This window comes from Arthrobacter sp. Y3221087, assembly GCF_059089905.1.
Map to the genome: position 1 here is coordinate 157,950 of NZ_JBNHFE010000002.1, position 19,432 is coordinate 177,381.

Here is a 19,432-nt window from a genome sequence, read left to right on the forward strand (position 1 = left end):
CCCGTGCAGGGCGACAATGCGGCGTTTTGGCGGCGACAGCGAGTAGTCTGGGATGTCGTGGGAGCTATCCGTCAGTGTTCAAGATCTGCCTGCCGCCAGTCGGCGGTGGCCACCCTGACGTACGTGTATGCAGACTCCACCGCTGTCCTCGGCCCCTTGGCCACCTACGCTGAACCGCATTGCTACGATCTCTGCGAGCAGCACGCCGATTCCCTCACCGTGCCCCGGGGCTGGGAGGTGCTGAGGCTGGCCATGCCGTCCACGCCCCAGCAGCCCGGCCCTGATGACTTGCTCGCCCTGGCCAACGCGGTCAGGGACGCGGGGGCACTGCCCGTCCAGGCGCAGCAGCAGCCTGCGCAGCGGGGCCCCCACGCAGCACTGGAAGCGCCGGCGGGTACAGAAGGGACCCGCCGGGGCCACCTGCGGGTCCTGCGCGAGCCTTCCTGAACCCCGTCTGGCGGTACGCTGGAACCTGCACACAAGTCCGCTACCGGCGCCACCGCGCCCGCCAGGGAGCATGAACCCAATGCCAAAGATCAGTCCTGAACTGCTGTCCGTCCTGCGTTGCCCCGTGACGGGTTCACCCCTGGTCCAGGACGGCGACGAACTGGTGGCCACCGCCGCCGCGGAAAGCGGCGCAAAGCCCCGCTACGCCATCGAGGACGGCATCCCCCTCCTCCTGCCACCGGAGTTGCTGGCCGCGGCAACATCGGCCGGCTCAGATCAGCACGATTCCGTCCGGCACCAGCCTGGGCAGGGAACCGGTTCCCCCGCCTAGCGCCAACACGGCTTTCCTCCACTCTCCCTAACCGGCGCCGCAAGCGCCAGCACACGGCGCCGTCCAGCACGGACACAGCAGCACCGGATACAGCAAAGGACCACCCATGACTTTCGACTACAAAGTTGCCGACATCTCCCTGGCTGAAGCAGGGCGCCACCAGATCCGCCTGGCCGAGCACGAAATGCCCGGCCTCATGTCCTTGCGCGAGGAATTCGGCGCCAGCCAGCCGCTGAAGGGTGCCCGGATCGCAGGCTCGCTGCATATGACGGTGCAGACCGCCGTCCTGATCGAAACACTGACCGCGCTGGGTGCAGAGGTCCGCTGGGCCTCATGCAACATCTTCTCCACCCAAGATGAAGCCGCGGCGGCCGTCGTCGTGGGCAACGGCACCCCGGAGGACCCCCAGGGCGTGCCGGTCTTCGCCTGGAAGGGCGAAACGCTTGAGGAATACTGGTGGACCGCCGAACAGATCCTCACTTGGCCAGGCGCGGAAACCAACCCCGAACTGGGACCCAACATGATCCTTGACGACGGCGGCGACGCCACCATGCTGGTGCACAAGGGTGTGGAATTCGAAGCGGTGGGCAACGTCCCGTCCGCGGGTCCCACGGACTCGGAGGAATACGGCATCTTCCTCGAGGTCATCCGCCGTTCCATCGCAGCAGACCCGCAGAAGTGGACCCGCACCGCCTCCACCATCAAGGGCGTCAGCGAGGAAACCACCACCGGTGTCCACCGCCTGTACCAGCTCGCTGAGCAGGGCAAGTTGCTGTTCCCCGCCATCAACGTCAATGACTCCGTCACCAAGAGCAAGTTCGACAACAAGTACGGAATCCGGCACTCCCTGCCCGACGGCATCAACCGGGCCACGGATGTGCTCATGGGCGGCAAGGTCGCCGTCGTCTGCGGCTACGGCGACGTCGGAAAGGGCGCCGCTGAGGCGCTGCGCGGCCAGGGCTCTCGCGTGATCGTCACCGAAATCGATCCCATCTGCGCCCTGCAGGCGGCGATGGACGGCTACCAGGTGGCCAGGCTGGAATCCGTCCTCGCCCAGGGCGACATCTTCGTCACCACCACGGGCAACAAGGATGTCATCATGGCCGAGCACATGGCCGGGATGAAGAACAAGGCCATCGTCGGCAACATCGGGCACTTCGACAATGAGATCGACATGGCCGGGCTCGCAAGGATCCCCGGCATCAAGAAGGTGGAGATCAAGCCCCAGGTCCACGAATGGGTGTTCGAGTCCGGAACCGACGCGGAGCGTTCCATCATCGTGCTGTCCGAAGGCCGCCTGCTGAACCTGGGCAACGCTACGGGGCACCCGTCCTTCGTGATGAGCAACTCGTTCGCCAACCAGGTCATCGCCCAGGTTGAACTGTGGACCAAGAAGGACCAGGACGCGGGCCAGCGGGAGTACGAGAACCAGGTGTACGTCCTGCCCAAGGTCCTGGACGAGAAGGTGGCCCGCCTGCACCTCGATGCCCTCGGCGTGGAGCTGACCGAACTGACCAAGGACCAGGCCGAATACCTGGACATCGACGTCGCCGGTCCGTACAAGCCCGAGCACTATCGTTACTAAGAAGTAAAGCACCCGCGTGCCCCGAGCACCCGGGTTGTTACTTCCAAGCCCTAGGATCGGAACATGGAGCTCGAAGCCCAGCCGCGCCGCCCGCGGACAGCAAAAAAGATTCTCATCGTCGCCATCGTCTGCCTCCTGGCAGCTGCCGGCGGTGTTTTCGCTGCCGTCGCACCCGGACTCGCCGGCGCGGCGCTGGAATCCGAAGCCGGCTCCGCCGTCCGGACCTCCCCTGGCCTGGCCGCGCCCGTCATCGCCCCGGTGAAGTCGGACGCAGCACCCGCCAACGGTGCCAAGCAGGTCAACCCCGCGGCCCCGGTGTCGCTCAAGGTCAGCAACGGCACCATCGAGCGTGTGACGCTCACCAGTACCTCTGGTGAAACGGTGGAAGGAAGCATCGACGCCGCCGGCACCGGCTGGACGGCTTCCGGCCCGCTTAAGTTCAACACCGACTACAGCTACACGTACGTCGTGAAGGATGGCGCCGGACGGGAAACAAGCACCACGCAGTCCTTCAGCACCGTGTCCAGTTCACATGAGGCCGACGCCGCCATCTATCCGCTGGACGGCATGAAGGTGGGTGTGGGTCAGCCGCTGCAGATTATTTTCAGCGAACCCGTCCTCAACCGCGACGCGGTGGAAAAAGCCATCAAGATCACCAGCAGCGCCGGCCAGGTGGGTGCTTTCCACTGGCACAGCGACAAGATGGTCCGGTACCGTGCGGAGGGGTTCTGGGTGGCCAACTCCACGATCTCGATGGACATGCAGCTGTTCGGTGTGGACCTTGGCAATGGGCAGATCGCGAACTTCAACAAGAAGGTAAACATCGCCATCGGCGACAAGAAGGTGGCCGTCGCGGACGCCGCAGCCCACACCTTCACCCTCAGCATCAACGACCAGCCGGTCAAGACGCTGCCGGTAAGCATGGGTGACAAGCGCTTCCCGTCGGCACGGGGCTACGGGGTGCTGATGGAGAAGAAGCGCTACGACCATTTCCGCGCCTCAAGCATCGGCTTGAAACCGGACGATCCTGCCTACTACGGGGACGTGGATGTGGAGTACACCATCCGCCTCACGCTCAGCGGCGCGTACATCCACCAGGCCCTCGAGTCGGCCTACCCCTTCATCGGCAACGCGAACGTTTCACACGGCTGCATCGGGTTTGCTCCCGACGGCGCCGCCTGGGTCTTTGACAACATGGGCACCGGGGACGTGGTGCATATCGTAAACACCGAGGGCGACTACGCGGCGCACGACGACGGCTTTGGGGACTGGAACATCCCCTGGAACGAGTACGACAACTGACCTCAGCCGCTGAACGGCAGCCGCTGCAGCCGCTCGCCCACTTCCGTGTTGCGCCTCCGCTGCTGCGTCAACCTGGCGAGTTCCCGGGTACGGCGTTCGGCAACGACGGCAGCAAGGAAATCGTCCGCGCTGGTCCCCGCAGGCGGGGGAGGGGCCACATGGGCAGCGAGTTCCGTGGCAATTGCTGCCGCCATTCCGGCCCGTGACAGCGGTGCCATCCGCTGTGCCTGGCGGATGAACTGGGAGGCCCGGCGGGCGGTTGCGTCCGGAATTCTTCCAATGTCCGCGTGGGCGGCCCACGCGTGCAGCCGCGGGGGGACGAAGACGGGAACTGCTTCTTCCACCGGCACCCGGCTGCGGATGGCATAGGTTCCCGCCAGCAAGTCACCGAGCCGGCGCGATTTGTCGTTGAAGAGAGCCACCGCCAGCGCGAGTCCGCCCAGGGTCAGGTAGATTTCCAGGAACCCGGTCAGTCCCCGGATCAGGGCATGCCGGAAACGGATGGCACCGCCATCGTCCCGGACCACCCGCAACCCTGCTGCCAGCTTGCCCATCGACAGGCCCCGGCTCAGGGTTTCCACCGCTACCGGGAGGACTACCAGGCAGAAGACAACGCTGGACAGGACCAGCGCACGCATGGCTGCCTCATCGAGGTCTTCGCCGGCCGCAGCCAGGCCAATCAGGATCACCACCAGCAGCACGGCGTGGAAGAGGACGTCGAGGACCAGCCCAAGCGCACGCGCCGCAAACGACGCGGGGCGCAGTTCCAGGACAACTGCCTCGCCGGTAACGATCGAACCCACAGCAGGTACCCCCTCGCGGCTGATGGTGCGGACGGTCAAAGTCTAGTGCCGTGCCGTTAGGCTGGTCCCGTGGATATGGACGCCTTCTCCGCGGTGAATGCGGACAAGTGGGCACGGCTGAACGAACTCGCCGCCAAGGGCAGGCTCAGCGGACGCGAAGCCGACGAGCTGCTTGCCCTCTACCAGTCCGCGTCCTCGCACCTGTCCCTGATCCGTTCGGTTGCCCCTGAGAGCGGCCTGTCCGCCTCGCTTTCCGCCACGCTTGCGTTGGCCAGGACCAGGTTCACCGGCGCGCGGTCCAATCCGATGGCAGACCTGGCACGGTTCTTCGTGGTGGCGCTCCCGGCCGCCTTTTACCGGCTCACCTGGCTCACCCTTGCCTGCGGACTGGCGTTCGTTGCCATTGGTGCCGCCTTCGCGCTGTGGATTGGAACGTCCCCCGAAGCCCTGCGGGCGGTGGCTTCAGAGGCCGCCGCCAGGCAGTACGTGGAGGAGGACTTCATCGACTACTACTCCGAGAACCCGGCAGCTTCCTTCGCCGGCGCGGTGTGGACAAACAACGCCTGGATCAGCGCCCAGGCGGTGGCGCTGGGCATCACGGGCATCTGGGTACCCATGATCCTGTTCAGCAACGCGCAGGGCGTGGGGGTCGCGGCAGGAGTCTTCGCCGCGGCCGGCAAGTCTGACGTCTTCTTCAGCTACATCCTGCCGCACGGCCTGATGGAACTCACCGCCGTCTTCATTGCCTGCGCTGCCGGCCTGCGGATCTTCTGGGCCATGGTCTCGCCTGGTCCGCGGACCAGGGGACGGGCGGTGGCCGAGGAAGGCAGGTCGCTGATCACGGTGGCGCTGGGCCTGGTCCTGGTGCTCTTTGCGTCCGGCCTCGTGGAAGCGTATGTCACGCCAAGCCCGCTCCCGGTATGGGCCAAGATCGGCATCGGCGCCGGCGTACTGGCGGCCTACTGGGTGTACGTCCTGGTGTGGGGGCGGCGCGCCTACCTGGCCGGGGAACGTGGCGACCTCCGCCGCGAAGATGCCGGGTATGCGGAAATCGCTGCCTGAATCGTTGTAATCCGGCCGGGGTGGTTCCTCGCTCCGCGTTACCCCCGGACTGTAGGCTCGTCAACAGATAAAACGTGCGCCAGCAGACCCTGGCGCAGCGTGTCAACCCTACGGAAGTGACGCTGCTGTGAAAGACGAAACACCGGCCCGCGCCAAGAGCACCGCGCCGCAGCCGGAACCGTTCCTGGATACGTCCGGCGACTCCGACGAACCCGCCTTTTCCTGGCTGACCCCGGCCGTCACCGACACCGCCCGGTCCGCAGGCGAGAGCGGCACCGCCGGGAGCCCGTCCGCTGCTGCCGGTTCATCAGCTGTGCCGGGGAATTCAGGCGGGCCGGAGGCGGGAAATTCCCAGCCGGACAGCAGGGCCGGCCGAAAAGCGGCGGAGGCAGCAGCCCTGCCTTCCGACGGGACTGCTCCTTCTGCGACTGCACCTTCCGACGACGCTGACGCATCCGGCCGTGAAAGCACACCCGTCTTCCGGGAAACCCTCGAAACCTCGGCCCTGCAGGTGCGTCCGCCGCAGGAAGAGGTGGAGCGGCGCAACGCGGAGCGGGAGAGTGCCGCCAATGCAAAACCGGTAGCACCGCGTGTCATGCAAGTCCTGCTGGCCATCATCTTCCCGGTGGTGCTCCTGGTCCTCGCCGTCCGGGCGGTGACCAGCCCGCTGTTCCTGTGGGTGGAATACAACCGTCCGGGTTTCCCCGGCGACGGGTACGGCTTCAGCACGGATGACCGGATGACCTACGGCTCCTATGCCGTCGACTACCTGAGCAACTGGTCAGGCCCCCGGTATCTTGGCGACCTGGTGCACCGCAACGGGGACAAGCTGTTCAAGGATGGCGAAGTCAGCCATATGGCCGACGTCAAGCTGGTCATCCTGTCCACTTTCGGCGCAGGGGTTCTCCTGCTCGTCCTTGGCCTGGTCGCTGTCCTCTACCTCCGAAAGCGCAGCACCGGGGGAGTCCGCCGCGGCCTGTTCGCGGGTTCCATCGCTACCCTGGTCCTCATCCTGGGCCTCGGAACCCTGGCCTTCCTGGGCTGGCAGCAGTTCTTCACCGAGTTCCACCGGATCTTCTTTGCGGATGGCTCCTGGACCTTCAGCCTGGACGACACCCTGATCCGGCTGTTCCCCGGCCAGTTCTGGATCGACGCCGGCATCGTCATCGCCGGGCTGGTTCTGCTGACCGCGCTGGTGACGCTTATCCTCACCTGGCCGACCCGCCGACGCCGCGGCCTGCCAGCCAGGGACGCGGCGGCCGATCAGGCGTAGAGCCTGTCGATTTCCGCCTGGAAGTCCTGCACGACGACGGACCGCTTCAGTTTCAGTGACGGTGTCAAATGGCCTGATTCAACGGTGAACTCCGCGTCCAGCACTGAAAAGGAACGGATGGATTCGGCCTTGGACACCAGCTGGTTGGCCTGATCCACTGCATGCTGCACTGCCTCCAGCACGCCGGGATCGCACGTTGCGTCCCGGACCGCGAGGGGCGGAAGCCCCCGTTCGGAGCGCCAGTTCTCAAGTCCTTCAGGGTCCAGGGTCACCAGCGCCGAAATGAAAGGCTTGCCGTCTCCGACAACCACCGCATGGCCCACCAGTGGATGGGACCGGATCACTTCCTCCAGCGGCCCCGGAGCCACATTCTTGCCGCCTGCTGTGACCAGCAGGTCCTTTTTCCGCCCGGTCACCGTGAGGAATCCGTCGGCATCAAGCACCCCAAGGTCCCCAGTGCGGAAGAAGCCGTCCACGAAGGCCTCGGCATTGGCGGCCTCGTTCCCGTGGTAGCCCTTGAAAACCCCGATTCCCTTGACCAGGATCTCCCCGTCTTCGGCCACCCGGATAGTGGTGCCGGGAATGGGGATACCCACCGATCCCACCCGTGTACGGGAGGGGGTGTTGGCCGTGCACGGCGCGGTGGTCTCGGTCAGGCCGTAGCCCTCCAGCACCGGGATGCCCGCGCCGCGGAAAAAGTGCGCGTCCTCATGTGCCAGCGGGCTCGCCCCGGACACGGTGTATCCCACCTGGCCGCCGAAGGCCTGCCTGAGCCGGGGATACAGGAGCCGGTCGAACACTCCGTGCCGTACCCTGGACACCAGTCCGGGGCCGGCACCCTCGCCGCGGCTCTGCCGGTCCAGTTCCCGGGAGTAGGCGATGGCAGCGGCCGAGGCGGCCTGGAACAGCTTGCCCTTGCCCGCTACCACTGCCTTATGGGCCGCCGTCGCCCGGACCTTTTCAAAGATCCGCGGGACCACCAGCAGGAACGTGGGCTTGAAGGTCCCTAGATCCTCCAGGAGCCGGGCGGCGCCCGGGGTATGCCCCAGCGTTGCGCCCGCGGTCAGGCACACCACCTGGACGGCCCGCGCCAAAACATGGGCCAGAGGCAGGAACATGAGCGTGCGCGCCTGGTCCTGGATCAGCAGTTCCGGAAGGAACGCGACGATATTCTTGGCCACCAGGGCAAAATTCCCATGGGTGATCTCGCAGCCCTTGGGATTGCCCGTGGTACCCGACGTGTAGACGAGGGACGCGACGTCGTCCAGTCCGGCGCGGCTGCGGTGCCGCTCGAGCTCGGCGTCACTTACCCCGGCCCCTGCAGCGGCGAGGCTGGCGAGGTTGGGGGCCGGGCCGTCGTTGTCCATCCGGACCACGTTCACCAGCCGGTCCCGGAGCGGGGGGGAGCCGGCAACAACGCCGGTGACCAGGTCTGCCACCGCCAGGTCCTGGGCGAAGACACGCCGGACGCCGGCATCCCGGATGATCCACTCAACCTGGCGGGCTGATGACGTTTCATAAATGGGGACGGTCACGCCGCCCGCGAACCAGATGGCGAAGTCCACCAGCGTCCATTCGTAGGACGTGGCGGACATGACGGCCACGGTGTCGCCGGGCTCAAGTCCGCCGGCAATCAGCCCTTTGGCCAGTGCGCTGACATCCTGCAGGAACTTTGCCGCCGGAACATCCACCCAGCCGTTGGGGCCCTTGCGCCGGTAGAGGGCGTGGGCGGGGTTGGCGGCGTGCTGCTCCAGCAGCAGGTCCGTGACGTTGCTGCCGGCGTCGAGCCCCACCAGCAGTTCCGTGCTTGCTTCTCTCACAGCAGGTCTCCGTTCCGCTGCCAGGCCGCGGCAGCGGCTTCGATCGGGTCTGATTGCAATCCTGCCCTAGATCCAGGACGGCATCCACATCCGTACCCGCCAGGCGTCGTAGGGGATGACCTCCGCTGCCCAGACGGGGTAGAAGAAGGACGAGAGCAGGACGGCCGCCGCCACGAACAGGGCCACGAGGTAGAGGCCCGCGCGGCGCCGCCATGGCGGGTCCGCCGCCCGCCCCAGGACCAGTCCCAGGCAGTACACGAGGGCCAGGACCAGGAACGGCTCGAAGGAGACCGCGTAGAAGTAGAACATGGTCCGCTCCGGGTAGAGAAACCACGGAAGGTACCCGGCGCCGACGCCGGCGAGGATCGCTCCGGCCCGCCAGTCCCGCCGCCCCGCCCACCAGAACAGTAGGACCACCAGGGATATGACGGCGCCCCACCAGATGAGCGGGTTGCCCACGGACAGGATGGCCGAGGTGCATTTCGCCACCGCACATCCCGGCGTGCCCTGCTCCGGGGATTCATAGAAGAACGACGTCGGCCTGCCGAGTACCAGCCAGCTCCAGGCAGTCGCCTCGTACGGGTGGTCGGAGCCGAGGCCCTGGTGGAACGTGTAGGCCTCACGGTGGTAGTGGGCGAGGGACCTGATGGAATCCGGCAGCCAGCCCCATTCAGCGGACGGGTTGCCCTCCGCCCAGCGGCGGAAGTAGGCGTCCTCCGAGCGGAACCAGCCTGTCCAGGTTGCCGCGTACGCCAGGCATGCCACGGGAACGGTGCTGAGGAACGCCGGGATGCCGTCTTTGATGGCGCCGCCGCTGATCCAGCCGCGGATTCCTGCCACGCGCCGGGCACTCAGGTCCCAGATAACTGTGAGGAGGCCAAAACCGGCCAGGAAGAACAGCCCGGACCATTTGGTGCCGACCGCGAGTCCCAGGCAGATTCCTGCCGCCACCCGCCACCAGCGGATCCCGAGCCAGGGACCGGACAGCAGCATTTCCGCCGGCGGCTGTCCGCCGTTCCGGGCCGCCGCCTGTGCCAGGCGTGCTGCGAGCCGGCGCCGCCCGTCGTCCCGGTCCAGCAGCAGGGCGCCGAAAGCCGCGAGGATCCAGAACATCAGGAAGATGTCCAGCAGGGAGGTCCGGGACATCACCAGGTGGTGCCCGTCCACGGCCAGGAGCAGGCCGGCGGCGCCGGCCAGCGGCAACGACCGGAACAGTTTCAGGGCTATCAGGGCAAGGAGCAGGATGGAGAGGGTTCCGGTGAAGGCTGCAGCGAACCGCCAGCCAAAGGAGTTGTCCGCGCCGAACAGAGCCATCCCGGCGGCGATCATCCACTTGCCCACCGGCGGATGGACCACGTACTCGGGGGAGGGGAGCAGGACCGATGGATCGCCGGCGTTGAAGGAATCGTTCGCTTTGTCCGGCCAGTTGCGCTCATAGCCGCTGACCAGGAACGAGTACGCGTCCTTGACGTAGTACGTTTCGTCAAAGACCAGCTTGTGGGGAGCGTCCAGCCGGACGAACCGGAGGATCCCGCCGGCCACGGCTGTCAGGACCGGAACCAGCAGCATCCACAGCCGCAGCGACGGCGGGTAGTCCCGCCAGGAGCGCACTCCTCCGAGAAGCCGTGCGTGCAGCGCTTCACGCGTGAAGGCCTCGGCCGGGCGGCTGATCCATGGCCGGGCCGCCCCGTCGCCTGTCCGGGAGTCCCCGCCGCTGCCTGGCACCTCCGGGGCGTCCTGGCCGGGGGTGGGGGGAGCTGGTTGTCCGGCTCCGGGCGGCCGCGTGGAGGTCTGCGTCACGAGCCCCATGCTACCTTTTTGCGGCCGGCAGTCCGCCCGGCAGTAGGCTTGAGGCGTGGACCCTTCCCCCAGCATCCCGCCAGAATCCGGCCCGGCAGCGGCAGGACGCATCATCCTTGCCGCCACTCCGATCGGGAATACGGGTGACGCCTCCGCCAGGCTGGTGGAACTGCTGGCAACAGCGGACATCGTTGCCGCGGAGGATACCCGCCGCCTGCACCGGCTGGTGCAAAGCCTGGGCATCACGGTGGCGGGGCGGATCATCAGCTACCACGAGCACAACGAGGCGGCCAAGACATCGGAGCTGCTGGACCAGGTCAGGGCCGGCAGCACGCTGGTAATGGTCACTGACGCCGGCATGCCGTCAGTGTCCGATCCCGGTTTCCGGCTGGTGGAAGGCGCCGTGGCTGCCGGCATGACCGTAACGGCGGTTCCCGGCCCTTCCGCTGTCCTGACAGCGCTGGCCCTCTCGGGCCTGCCCACGGACCGTTTCTGCTTCGAAGGTTTCCTCCCCAGGAAAACGGGCGAACGGGCATCCCGGCTGGCCGAGCTTGCCGGGGAACGCCGCACCATGGTGTTTTTTGAGGCGCCGCACCGGCTTGAGGCCATGCTCCGGGCGTTGAAGGAACGTTTCGGCGCGGACCGGCGGGTGGCCGTCTGCCGTGAACTGACCAAAACCTATGAGGAAGTACTCCGGGGACCGCTCGGCGAGCTTCTGCAATGGGCGGAAAACTCCGAGGTCAGGGGTGAGATCGCCGTCGTGGTGGCAGGTGCGCCCGAACAGGCGGCAGGCACCCCCGAGGACCACGTTGCGGCGGTGAACGATCTGGTGGCCCAGGGCATCCGGCTCAAGGAAGCTGTGGCCGCTGTTGCCGAGGACGTCAGGGTAAGCAAGAGGGAGCTCTATTCCGCCGTGCTGGCGGCCCGCTGACAACCGCCCGCAAGCCTTCAAGGACTGCTGTGCAGCTGCACAGCAGAAGGCGGGTTCGGCAGTGCGCAGCGGCGTAGACCTCGGGCGAACCCCGGCAGTAGTCTGGCACTTAATCAGCCTGATGGGCCCGGTCGTTCCGGCCGCAGCGAAGGGCTGCCAACAACCCTACTGACGAGGGAGTCATCGTGACTGTCACCGCACAGCCGGCCGTAACCGCGGACCGCGAAAGCCAGCTTCTGGCCTCTGTCCCCACCGGATTGCTGATCAATGGCGAGTGGCGGGACGCCGCTTCCGGCAAGACGTTCGACGTCGAGGATCCCGCCACCGGCAAAGTCCTGTTGAGCATCGCCGACGCCGGCGCGGAGGACGGGGCCGCAGCACTGGACGCTGCCGTGGCCGCACAGGAATCCTGGGCGAAGGTGCCCCCGCGCGAACGCGGCGAAATCCTGCGCCGTGCTTTTGAAATGGTGACCGAGCGGGCCGAGGACTTCGCGCTCCTGATGACCATGGAAATGGGCAAGCCGCTGGCCGAAGCCAGGGGTGAAGTGACCTACGGCGCCGAATTCCTGCGCTGGTTCTCCGAGGAAGCCGTCCGCGCCTTCGGACGCTACTCCGTCTCCCCGGACGGCAAGTCCCGCCTGCTGGTCACCAAGAAGCCGGTGGGTCCCTGCCTGCTGATCACGCCGTGGAACTTCCCGCTCGCCATGGCCACCCGCAAGATCGCGCCCGCGGTGGCCGCAGGCTGCACCATGGTGCTGAAGTCCGCGAACCTCACGCCGCTGACCTCGCAGTTGTTTGCCGCCGTTATGCAGGAGGCGGGCCTGCCCGCCGGAGTCCTGAATGTCATCCCCACCTCCACGGCAGGGGCCACCACCGGTCCGCTGATCAAGGACGCCCGGCTGCGCAAGCTCTCCTTCACCGGTTCCACTGAGGTGGGCCGCCGCCTGCTGTCCGATGCTTCGGAGACCGTCCTGCGTACCTCCATGGAGCTGGGCGGCAACGCACCGTTCGTCGTGTTCGAGGACGCGGACCTGGACGCCGCCGTCGCCGGGGCGATGCTGGCGAAGCTGCGCAACATGGGCGAGGCCTGCACCGCGGCCAACCGGTTCATCGTGCACGAGTCCGTGGCAGCCGAGTTCGCGGAGAAGTTCGCCGCGAAGATGAAGGAAATGACCACCGCCCGCGGCACCGAACCCGAGTCCAAGGTGGGCCCGCTGATCGATGCCAAGAGCCGGGACAAGGTCCACGAACTGGTCTCGGACGCCGTCGCCTCCGGCGCCAAGGCGGTCCTGGGCGGCGCTCCGGTGGACGGGCCGGGCTACTTCTACCAGCCCACCATCCTGGCGGGCGTTATCGAGGGAACCCGCATCCTTTCGGAGGAAATCTTCGGACCCGTCGCCCCGATCATCACCTTCTCCTCCGAGGATGACGCCGTGCGGCTGGCCAACAACACCGAATACGGGCTGGTAGCCTACGTCTTCACCAAGGATCTGAACCGCGGCATCCGGATGGGCGAACGCCTTGAGACCGGCATGCTGGGCCTGAACGCCGGCGTCATCTCCAATGCCGCAGCACCCTTTGGCGGTGTCAAGCAGTCCGGACTGGGCCGCGAGGGCGGCCTGGAAGGCATCGAGGAGTACCTCTACACCCAGTACATCGGCATCGCCGACCCCTACGCGGGATAAGCACCCGGGTACTTTGGCCCGGGCAGTCGCGCCCGGGCCGCCGGCCGCCGCCCGCCCTTACCGTGAACGCACGGGCAGGGTGCGGGTGGCGGCCTTTGCCGTTGCGGCGAGGAGCCGGCGTGCCGCGTTGAAGGGTGCCGCAAGCATCCGTCTCAGCCGCCCCATGACCGACGGCGGAAGCCAGGCGGCACGGAATCGTTGCCACCGGGTGGCGTTGGCGCGCAAGGCGAGCTCCAGGGCTTCGATGCGTGCCGCAGCGCCGGTGCCGCCCGCATCCTGCCGCTCCCGTCCGGCGTCGCCCGCCTTCGGGCCGGTCGGGGGCCGGCCGTACCTGTGCCGCTCGAAATCTGCGGTGATCACGCCCGCGGCCTGGTGCGCCGCTGCGTCCATCCCGCCGGGTTCCCCGAAGCGGGCGCGAAGCCGCCCGGCATAGGCCCGCGGGGTCTCGCTGGGGTCCGGGGACACCCCAAAGTCGGTGCCCAGGTCCAGCAGTTCGCTCCAGGCCAGCGGGACGGCTTCACCCGGGTCCCTGGGCCGGAGGCGCCGGGCCCGGGTAGTGGTCCGGACCAGGTGCGGTGACGCCGCCAGCAGGACCGCGCCCAGGACTGCGCCGGCACCGATCAGGAACGGCAGGAGCTGCAGGCCGGCCTCCGTGCCGCCACCTGTGCCGGGAGCCGGAATCGGGGCAGCGCTGGGCGCAGGGGCCGGCGCCGGAGTAGCGTCGGGAACCAGGTCAGCATTATTTTCGACTGCACCGGGGGCGGACGGGGACGAGGACTCGCTCGCGTAACCAGGAACCACGCCGCGGGAGGGGGTGGGCTCGAAAGGCACCCAGCCCACGCCCTGGAAGTACAGTTCCGGCCAGGCATGGGCGTCGCGCGCATCCACCTCGAACTCGGGAAGCGCGCCCTGCCCGGCCACGGTGACAGTGGCCCCGGTCAGCCTTCCCGGAGCGTAGCCCACCGCAATCCGGCTGGGAATACCTTCCAGCCGTGCCATGACCGCCATTGCCGATGCGTAGTGGATGCAGTAGCCGCTCTTCTGCTCCAGGAAGTCAGCCAGCACGGAGAGTCCGTTCCCGTCGTATCCGCCCTGCACCGGCGATTGCAGGGAGTAGGTGAACTCGGCCGAGCGGAGGTACCGCTGGATGGCCATCGCCTTCTGGTACGGGGTGTTGCTGGCGCCTGCCACGGTCCCGGCAGTGGTCCTCACGATCTCCGGGACGTTGCCGGGGATCCTGGTGAAATCCTCGGGAATGTTGTTCCGCAGCGGGGCCGAGGACTGTGCCAGGAGGCCGGCGGAAAGGTTCGGCACCGATGACGTGACCACGTACTCCTGCCGCCGGGAGGTGGTGTCCGAGCCCTTGATGCTGAGGGTGGCCGGATCCCAGGTCCACCGGCCGTCCAGCCCGCGCACCGATTCAGGAGCGTAGGGTGCCGGAAGGTAGGGGCTGCTGAAGGAGCCGGTATCAATGGCAGTCACCTGCTGCACCTGGTCGCTTGCCGGGGCGGCGTAACCGGGGTCAAGCTGCCCCACGAGCGGAAGCCGGGAGGCGTTGCGGTCGTCCGGGCCCCAGGATTCGCCGTCGAAATTGTCCACCGTTACGGACCGCAGGTAGAGCGGGCTGGCCGCATTTGTGGCGTAGGTGATCCTGCCGCTGCCGTCAGGGGTCCGCAGGCTGTTTCCCAGGGTGATCATGGGGTTCAGCCCCGTGGAGGTACCCCAGGGATTTAGCCGGGAGCCCTGCGGGAATGTTCCCTGGTCGAATCCGGGGATGGCCAGGGCAACCAGCTGGGTGGCCAGCAGCGCAGCGGCGCCGGTCAAGGCGGCCCGCCTGATCTGTCCGGGGGTCCGGACGGAATCGGCCTGGGTCCGTGGGTCAGGGGCGAACCATTGGCTGCAGGCGAGGATCATCAGGTAGCCGGCAACGGCACCGGTGAAGCCCCAGAAGCCGACGCTTTGCGGCTTGATCACGGCCGGCACCACCAGGATGGCGAACAGTCCCACTCCGGTGGCGGCGGGCATGCCCAGGGGTACGGCAAGTGCGTCCACGAGGATGACGGCCAGGCCGAGGAGGGCACACATCACCATGACGATTCCGACGTTCGGCGCCACCGGCGCAGTTTCGGATAGAACGGTTTCGCTGGCGCGCCGGATGAGCCGGCCCAGGTCGGTGAAAGTGGCAGGGGTGGGGATGAACCCCAGGATGCTCGACCCCCGGAAGAACGTGAGGGTAAGGATGGCGGCAAGGGACAGGAACCCGCCGGCAGTCACCAGCAGCGGCTGGGCCCGCACGGCCCGCAGCGAGGCCAGGGTGAAGCTCACCACCAGCACAGTGGTGAACACGGGCCAGTACCAGCCCCAGCCCCGCAGTACACCGTTCAGCGAGAGGGCAGCACCGCAGACCGCCACCGATACCGCAGCCGCCATCGCCCAGGGAAAGGCACCAACACGGGACCGGGCCGGGGATATTCCCACAGCCGGCTGGTGCTGCCCGGTCTCCGGCGGCCGGGCCGGGGCCATGGTCACCGGACCACCCCCGCCCCACGCCGGACTTCCACGGCCGGTGCCGGAAGCTCCACGTCCTGGTCAAATTGTCCCCACGCCGAGGCCACCGGGACTGACGGCGGTACGGCCACCGCACGCCACCCGCCCTGGCGCAGCGCTTCGAGGACGGGGCCGAAGTCGGCGGGCCTGTCCGCCACCAGGATGGCAAAGGCATTCGTGCCGTAACCGGCGGCAGGGGCGAGGGACAGCGCCTCCTCGGGTGAGATCCTCCCGAGCACGGCAATCAGGGGCCCCCGCATGCGGTGGGCTGACAGCTTGTCCATCAGCCGGTCGTCGAAGGGGGGAGGCCCGGAATCCTGGCCCGTGCGGTTGCGGGGGCCGGAAAGGGGGATATCGCGGGCCACGGCGTCCAGGATCCGGCTGTCACGGTGATGGTGGTGTGGGCCGGTGAGCTGGATCGCGGCAAGGCTTTCGCCGATGGACTGGAGCCCGGAGGTGCCGCTGTATTCCTCCGACTCCGGGTTGGGCGCGGACGGGGAATGGAGGAACGCCGGTTCCCCGCGGACATCCAGCAGCCGCAGGCCGTAGTTGCGCTCGGACAGATGCGTGCTGATGGACATCGCCGCCACCACGGCCCACTCGAAGGTGCCGCTGGTGGCCATCGCGGGCCCGTCCTGTCCCGAGAGCCCGGCAGGCACCGCCGTGGAGCCGGCGGAAAACGCCGGAAAGCGGTGGTCCAGGATGATGGTTGCCTCGGGCGTGGTGACGGATTCCTCCTGCCTGACCATGAGGGCACCGTGCCGGGCGGTGGCGGCCCAGTGGACCCGGCGCATGGGATCGCCGTGGCGGTATTCGCGGGTCATGACGTCGTCGTCGCTCGGGTTGGCCCGGATCCTGGTCGCTGTGACCCCGTCGTTGCCGCGTGCCCCGGCGAGCCCCGTCAGGGGAAGAACGACGGCGGCAGGCGTCACGGTCAGGATGTCGCCGTCGTCAATGGCCTGGCGGTGCAGGGAAAGCCCGAACGGATCCGTGAACTCAGCAGTGACCGGCCCAATGCGGAACTGGCCCCGCCGGGCAGAGCGCAGGGTGTACTCGTAGCGGCTGGTTCCGCCTGTGGCTGAGCGGGAAGGGAACCGGAAAGCAGGGGATTCACCGAACCGGGACGGCAGGCGCTCCTCCATGGTGGCCCGGCCGCTCCCGTTTCCGGTCCGGGAAACGGCCAGCCGCACGGTGGTGGGGGCCGACGTTTCCACGGGGGAGGGGTTGAACTCGCGGTAGACGCGGAAGCGGGGCTTGACCAGGCGGATGCCTGCCAGCGAAACCATGGGAAGGACCAGCAGCAGGACGCTGAGCGTGAGCAGGTCGCGCCGGCCCATGATGTAGGCCGCGGCCATGGCGGCGGCGCCGGCACCCAGCATCCCCCAGCCGCGCTGGGTGAAGAGATGCCGCGGAAGCCTGTCCAGCAGCGCCATGGTTCCGCCTAGCGGTTCCTGCCGAGGCCGGCCACGGATGCGGTGCTCCTGCCGGCATGAGCTGGGTTGGGATCCGATGGCGCATGCGGAACCGGCAACCGCGACAGGATGCCCCGCAGCACGCTGTGGGGAGTCTCGCCCGAGCCTGCTGCCTTCCGGTCCAGGATGATCCGGTGCGCCAGGACTGCCTCCGCGACGTGGACCACATCATCCGGCAGGACGAAATCGCGGCCGTCAAGGGCGGCCGTGGCCTTGGCAGCACGCAGCAGCTGCAGCATGGAACGCGGACTCGCGCCCAGCCTGAGGAGGGGGCTTTCCCGCGTGGCCCTGCCCACCGAAACCGTGTACTCCTTAACTGCCTGGGACACGTACACCTGCTGGACCGTGGAAATCATGGCCGCCACTTCGGCCGTGCTGACCACTGCCGACACCGTGGCCAGCGGTGACGCCGCCTGGTGCGTTTCAAGCATCTCGATCTCGGCGTCCTTGTCCGGATAGCCCATGGAGATCCGCGCCATGAAGCGGTCCCGCTGGGCCTCGGGCAGCGGATATGTCCCCTCCATCTCAATGGGGTTCTGGGTTGCCACCACCATGAACGGCTGGCCCAGGCGGTACGAGTTCCCGTCCACCGTCACCTGGTGTTCTTCCATGCACTCCAGCAGGGCCGACTGGGTTTTGGCAGAGGCGCGGTTGATTTCGTCGCCGATGACGATGTTGGCAAAGACCGCGCCCGGCCGGAACTCGAACAGCCGGGAGGCCTGGTTGTAAATGGAAACCCCTGTGACATCGGAGGGCAGCAGGTCGGGAGTGAACTGGATGCGGTTGACGGTGCAGTCGATGGTCCGCGCCAGCGTCTTCGCCAGGAGCGTCTTTCCGACGCCGGGCACGTCCTCAAGCAGCAGGTGGCCCTGCGCCAGCAGGACGGTCAGCGCGAGCTTGGCGGCATCAGATTTCCCGTCGATCACGGTATTGACTGTTGTCAGGATGCGCTGGCTGGCGGCGTGGAAAGACTCACCGTCCATCGCGGCCGCCTGCCGGTGGCCGTTCAGCCGGCTGACAGGCTCTGCGACGCCCGCAAAACTACCCGCGGCAGTGCTTCCCTCGGTGGCAATACGTCGGTGGGGTTCCATCGGCAACCTTTCAGCCCGGGTTTCACCTGGACGTGACAGCAAGCCTGCCTTCGCCCCTCGGTGGGCGTTCGCATCTGTTCGTACCAGACTACTAACACAACTGCACCGGCAGACAGAGAGTTCCGACAAATATGGGGCACCCGGCCGCGGTTAGGCTGGATGGATGTGCACTTCGCTGATTCCCGATGCCTACCGCACCACCGCCGCCGGGGAAGCCCCGGATGACGAGGGCGGCCGGACGCGGGATTTCCCGCCTGCACCGGAACCGCTGCCGGTGCCGGTGATGGACAACCACACCCATCTCGATTTCCCGGACGGAAAAGCGCCGGTTGGAATCCGGGCGGCCCTTGACGCCGCCGCCGCGGTGGGAGTCCAGGGAGCCGTCCAGGTGGGATGCGACCTGGAATCCTCCCGTTTCACCGTCCAGGCGGTGGAGCAGGACGAACGGCTACTCGGAGCCGTTGCCCTGCACCCCAATGACGCACCCCGTTATGCGGCCAGGGGTCAACTGGAGGAGGCGCTTGACGAGATCGAGGAGTTGGCTGCCCATCCCCGGATCCGTGCCATTGGCGAAACCGGGCTCGACTTCTACCGGACCCGGGGCGAGGGCCTGGCCCACCAGAAGTACTCGTTCCGGCGCCACATCGATATCGCAAAGCGCCTCGACCTGACATTGCAGATCCACGACCGGGATGCGCACAACGAGGTGGTGCAGGTCCTGCGTGAGGAAGGCGCACCGGAAAGGGTGGTGTTCCATTGCTTTTCGGGAGACGAAGAGCTGGCGGAGATCTGCAACCGGGAGGGCTGGTGGATGTCCTTTGCCGGCACGCTGACCTTCAAGAATGCGGCGAACCTTCGCGCTGCCCTCACGGTAGCGGATCCCGCCCTGGTCCTGGTGGAAACTGATGCGCCGTTCCTCACCCCCCATCCGCACCGGGGGCGCCCGAACGCCAGTTATATGGTGCCCTACACCGTACGGGCCATGGCCGAATTGACAGGATCCGACCTTGGCGTATTGTGCGGTCGAATCAGCGAGAATACCCTGCGGGCATACGGATCCTGGGCTTAATGCCATCGCGACCTTGGAGCCCGACCTGAATACCTGGTATGTAGAATTCTTGGCCGCTTTATAACGCTACGGTTACAGTGGACAACTGTTAGCCGGGGTCGGGGAAGGCCATCGGGTAATTCACTCAACCTGCAACATGTTCTGACGGGCCCTGGACCCGCCCAGGCCGTTGCGCGGAGTGTGGCGGCGCAACGGTGCCCGGACTGCTGTTACC

At 67.2% G+C, this 19,432-nt stretch carries 15 protein-coding genes; 9 read left to right on the forward strand and 6 right to left on the reverse strand.

The features are described 5' to 3' along the window. The first annotated feature begins 57 nt into the window (after positions 1-57). The 4 genes from AC5RUO_RS10475 to AC5RUO_RS10490 all read left to right on the forward strand — a co-directional run bounded on the left by AC5RUO_RS10475 (position 58) and on the right by AC5RUO_RS10490 (position 3,665). On the forward strand, positions 58-447 hold the full coding sequence (locus AC5RUO_RS10475; RefSeq protein WP_494010607.1) for a DUF3499 domain-containing protein: 390 nt from the start codon (positions 58-60) through the stop codon (positions 445-447). 79 nt (positions 448-526) lie between these two features. Continuing rightward, the gene (locus tag AC5RUO_RS10480; RefSeq protein ID WP_494103467.1) at positions 527-778 is read left to right on the forward strand and encodes a Trm112 family protein; all 252 of its coding nucleotides are present in this window, start codon (positions 527-529) and stop codon (positions 776-778) included. Positions 779-884: 106 nt separating this feature from the next. Further along, positions 885-2,363, forward strand: coding sequence for an adenosylhomocysteinase (gene ahcY / locus AC5RUO_RS10485; RefSeq protein WP_494103468.1), 1,479 nt, complete (start codon positions 885-887; stop codon positions 2,361-2,363). Positions 2,364-2,426: 63 nt separating this feature from the next. Continuing rightward, positions 2,427-3,665 carry a L,D-transpeptidase gene (locus AC5RUO_RS10490; RefSeq protein WP_494010604.1) on the forward strand — a complete coding sequence of 413 codons (1,239 nt, stop codon included), beginning with the start codon at positions 2,427-2,429 and terminating at the stop codon, positions 3,663-3,665. Positions 3,666-3,667: 2 nt separating this feature from the next. Here the strand turns inward: AC5RUO_RS10490 and AC5RUO_RS10495 are convergent, their stop codons facing one another. Continuing rightward, positions 3,668-4,468, reverse strand: coding sequence for an RDD family protein (locus AC5RUO_RS10495; protein ID WP_494103581.1), 801 nt, complete (start codon positions 4,466-4,468; stop codon positions 3,668-3,670). A 69-nt stretch (positions 4,469-4,537) separates the two neighbouring features. On the opposite strand from AC5RUO_RS10495, the gene AC5RUO_RS10500 reads away from it, so the two are divergent. Further along, positions 4,538-5,530 (forward strand): stage II sporulation protein M, encoded by a 993-nt coding sequence (locus AC5RUO_RS10500; RefSeq protein ID WP_494051439.1) that lies wholly within the window; start codon positions 4,538-4,540, stop codon positions 5,528-5,530. A gap of 127 nt (positions 5,531-5,657) precedes the next feature. Then, positions 5,658-6,803, forward strand: a complete 1,146-nt coding sequence (locus tag AC5RUO_RS10505) for a TIGR01906 family membrane protein (protein WP_494103469.1) — start codon at positions 5,658-5,660, stop codon at positions 6,801-6,803. Here AC5RUO_RS10505 and AC5RUO_RS10510 read toward each other — a convergent pair. Both AC5RUO_RS10510 and AC5RUO_RS10515 read right to left on the reverse strand, forming a co-directional pair. Then, complete coding sequence (locus AC5RUO_RS10510; protein ID WP_494103470.1) at positions 6,794-8,623, reverse strand: AMP-dependent synthetase/ligase; 1,830 nt, start codon at positions 8,621-8,623, stop codon at positions 6,794-6,796. The two genes, AC5RUO_RS10505 and AC5RUO_RS10510, sit on opposite strands and share 10 nt — an antisense overlap. A gap of 66 nt (positions 8,624-8,689) precedes the next feature. Further along, complete coding sequence (locus AC5RUO_RS10515; RefSeq protein WP_494103471.1) at positions 8,690-10,432, reverse strand: dolichyl-phosphate-mannose--protein mannosyltransferase; 1,743 nt, start codon at positions 10,430-10,432, stop codon at positions 8,690-8,692. Positions 10,433-10,478: 46 nt separating this feature from the next. Here AC5RUO_RS10515 and rsmI point away from each other — a divergent pair, with 46 nt between their 5' ends. Together rsmI and AC5RUO_RS10525 are read left to right on the forward strand one after the other, a co-directional pair. Beyond that, complete coding sequence (gene rsmI, locus AC5RUO_RS10520; RefSeq protein WP_494010599.1) at positions 10,479-11,354, forward strand: 16S rRNA (cytidine(1402)-2'-O)-methyltransferase; 876 nt, start codon at positions 10,479-10,481, stop codon at positions 11,352-11,354. Between the two features lie 185 nt (positions 11,355-11,539). Beyond that, complete coding sequence (locus AC5RUO_RS10525; protein ID WP_494010598.1) at positions 11,540-13,039, forward strand: NAD-dependent succinate-semialdehyde dehydrogenase; 1,500 nt, start codon at positions 11,540-11,542, stop codon at positions 13,037-13,039. A 57-nt stretch (positions 13,040-13,096) separates the two neighbouring features. Here AC5RUO_RS10525 and AC5RUO_RS10530 read toward each other — a convergent pair whose 3' ends face one another. The 3 genes from AC5RUO_RS10530 to AC5RUO_RS10540 are packed head-to-tail and all read right to left on the reverse strand — an operon-like array spanning position 13,097 to position 18,149. After that, positions 13,097-15,568, reverse strand: coding sequence for a transglutaminase TgpA family protein (locus AC5RUO_RS10530; protein WP_494103472.1), 2,472 nt, complete (start codon positions 15,566-15,568; stop codon positions 13,097-13,099). Further along, positions 15,565-17,019, reverse strand: coding sequence for a DUF58 domain-containing protein (locus AC5RUO_RS10535; RefSeq protein WP_494103473.1), 1,455 nt, complete (start codon positions 17,017-17,019; stop codon positions 15,565-15,567). The genes AC5RUO_RS10530 and AC5RUO_RS10535 overlap by 4 nt, the downstream gene beginning before the upstream one ends. An 8-nt stretch (positions 17,020-17,027) precedes the next feature. Then, a complete protein-coding gene (locus AC5RUO_RS10540) occupies positions 17,028-18,149 on the reverse strand; it encodes an AAA family ATPase (protein WP_494103474.1) in 1,122 nt (373 codons plus the stop codon). A gap of 163 nt (positions 18,150-18,312) precedes the next feature. Between AC5RUO_RS10540 and AC5RUO_RS10545 the strand changes: the two genes are divergently transcribed. Continuing rightward, entirely contained in the window at positions 18,313-19,218 is a 906-nt protein-coding gene (locus AC5RUO_RS10545; protein WP_494010594.1) for a TatD family hydrolase, read from the forward strand. Positions 19,219-19,432: the final 214 nt, after the last annotated feature.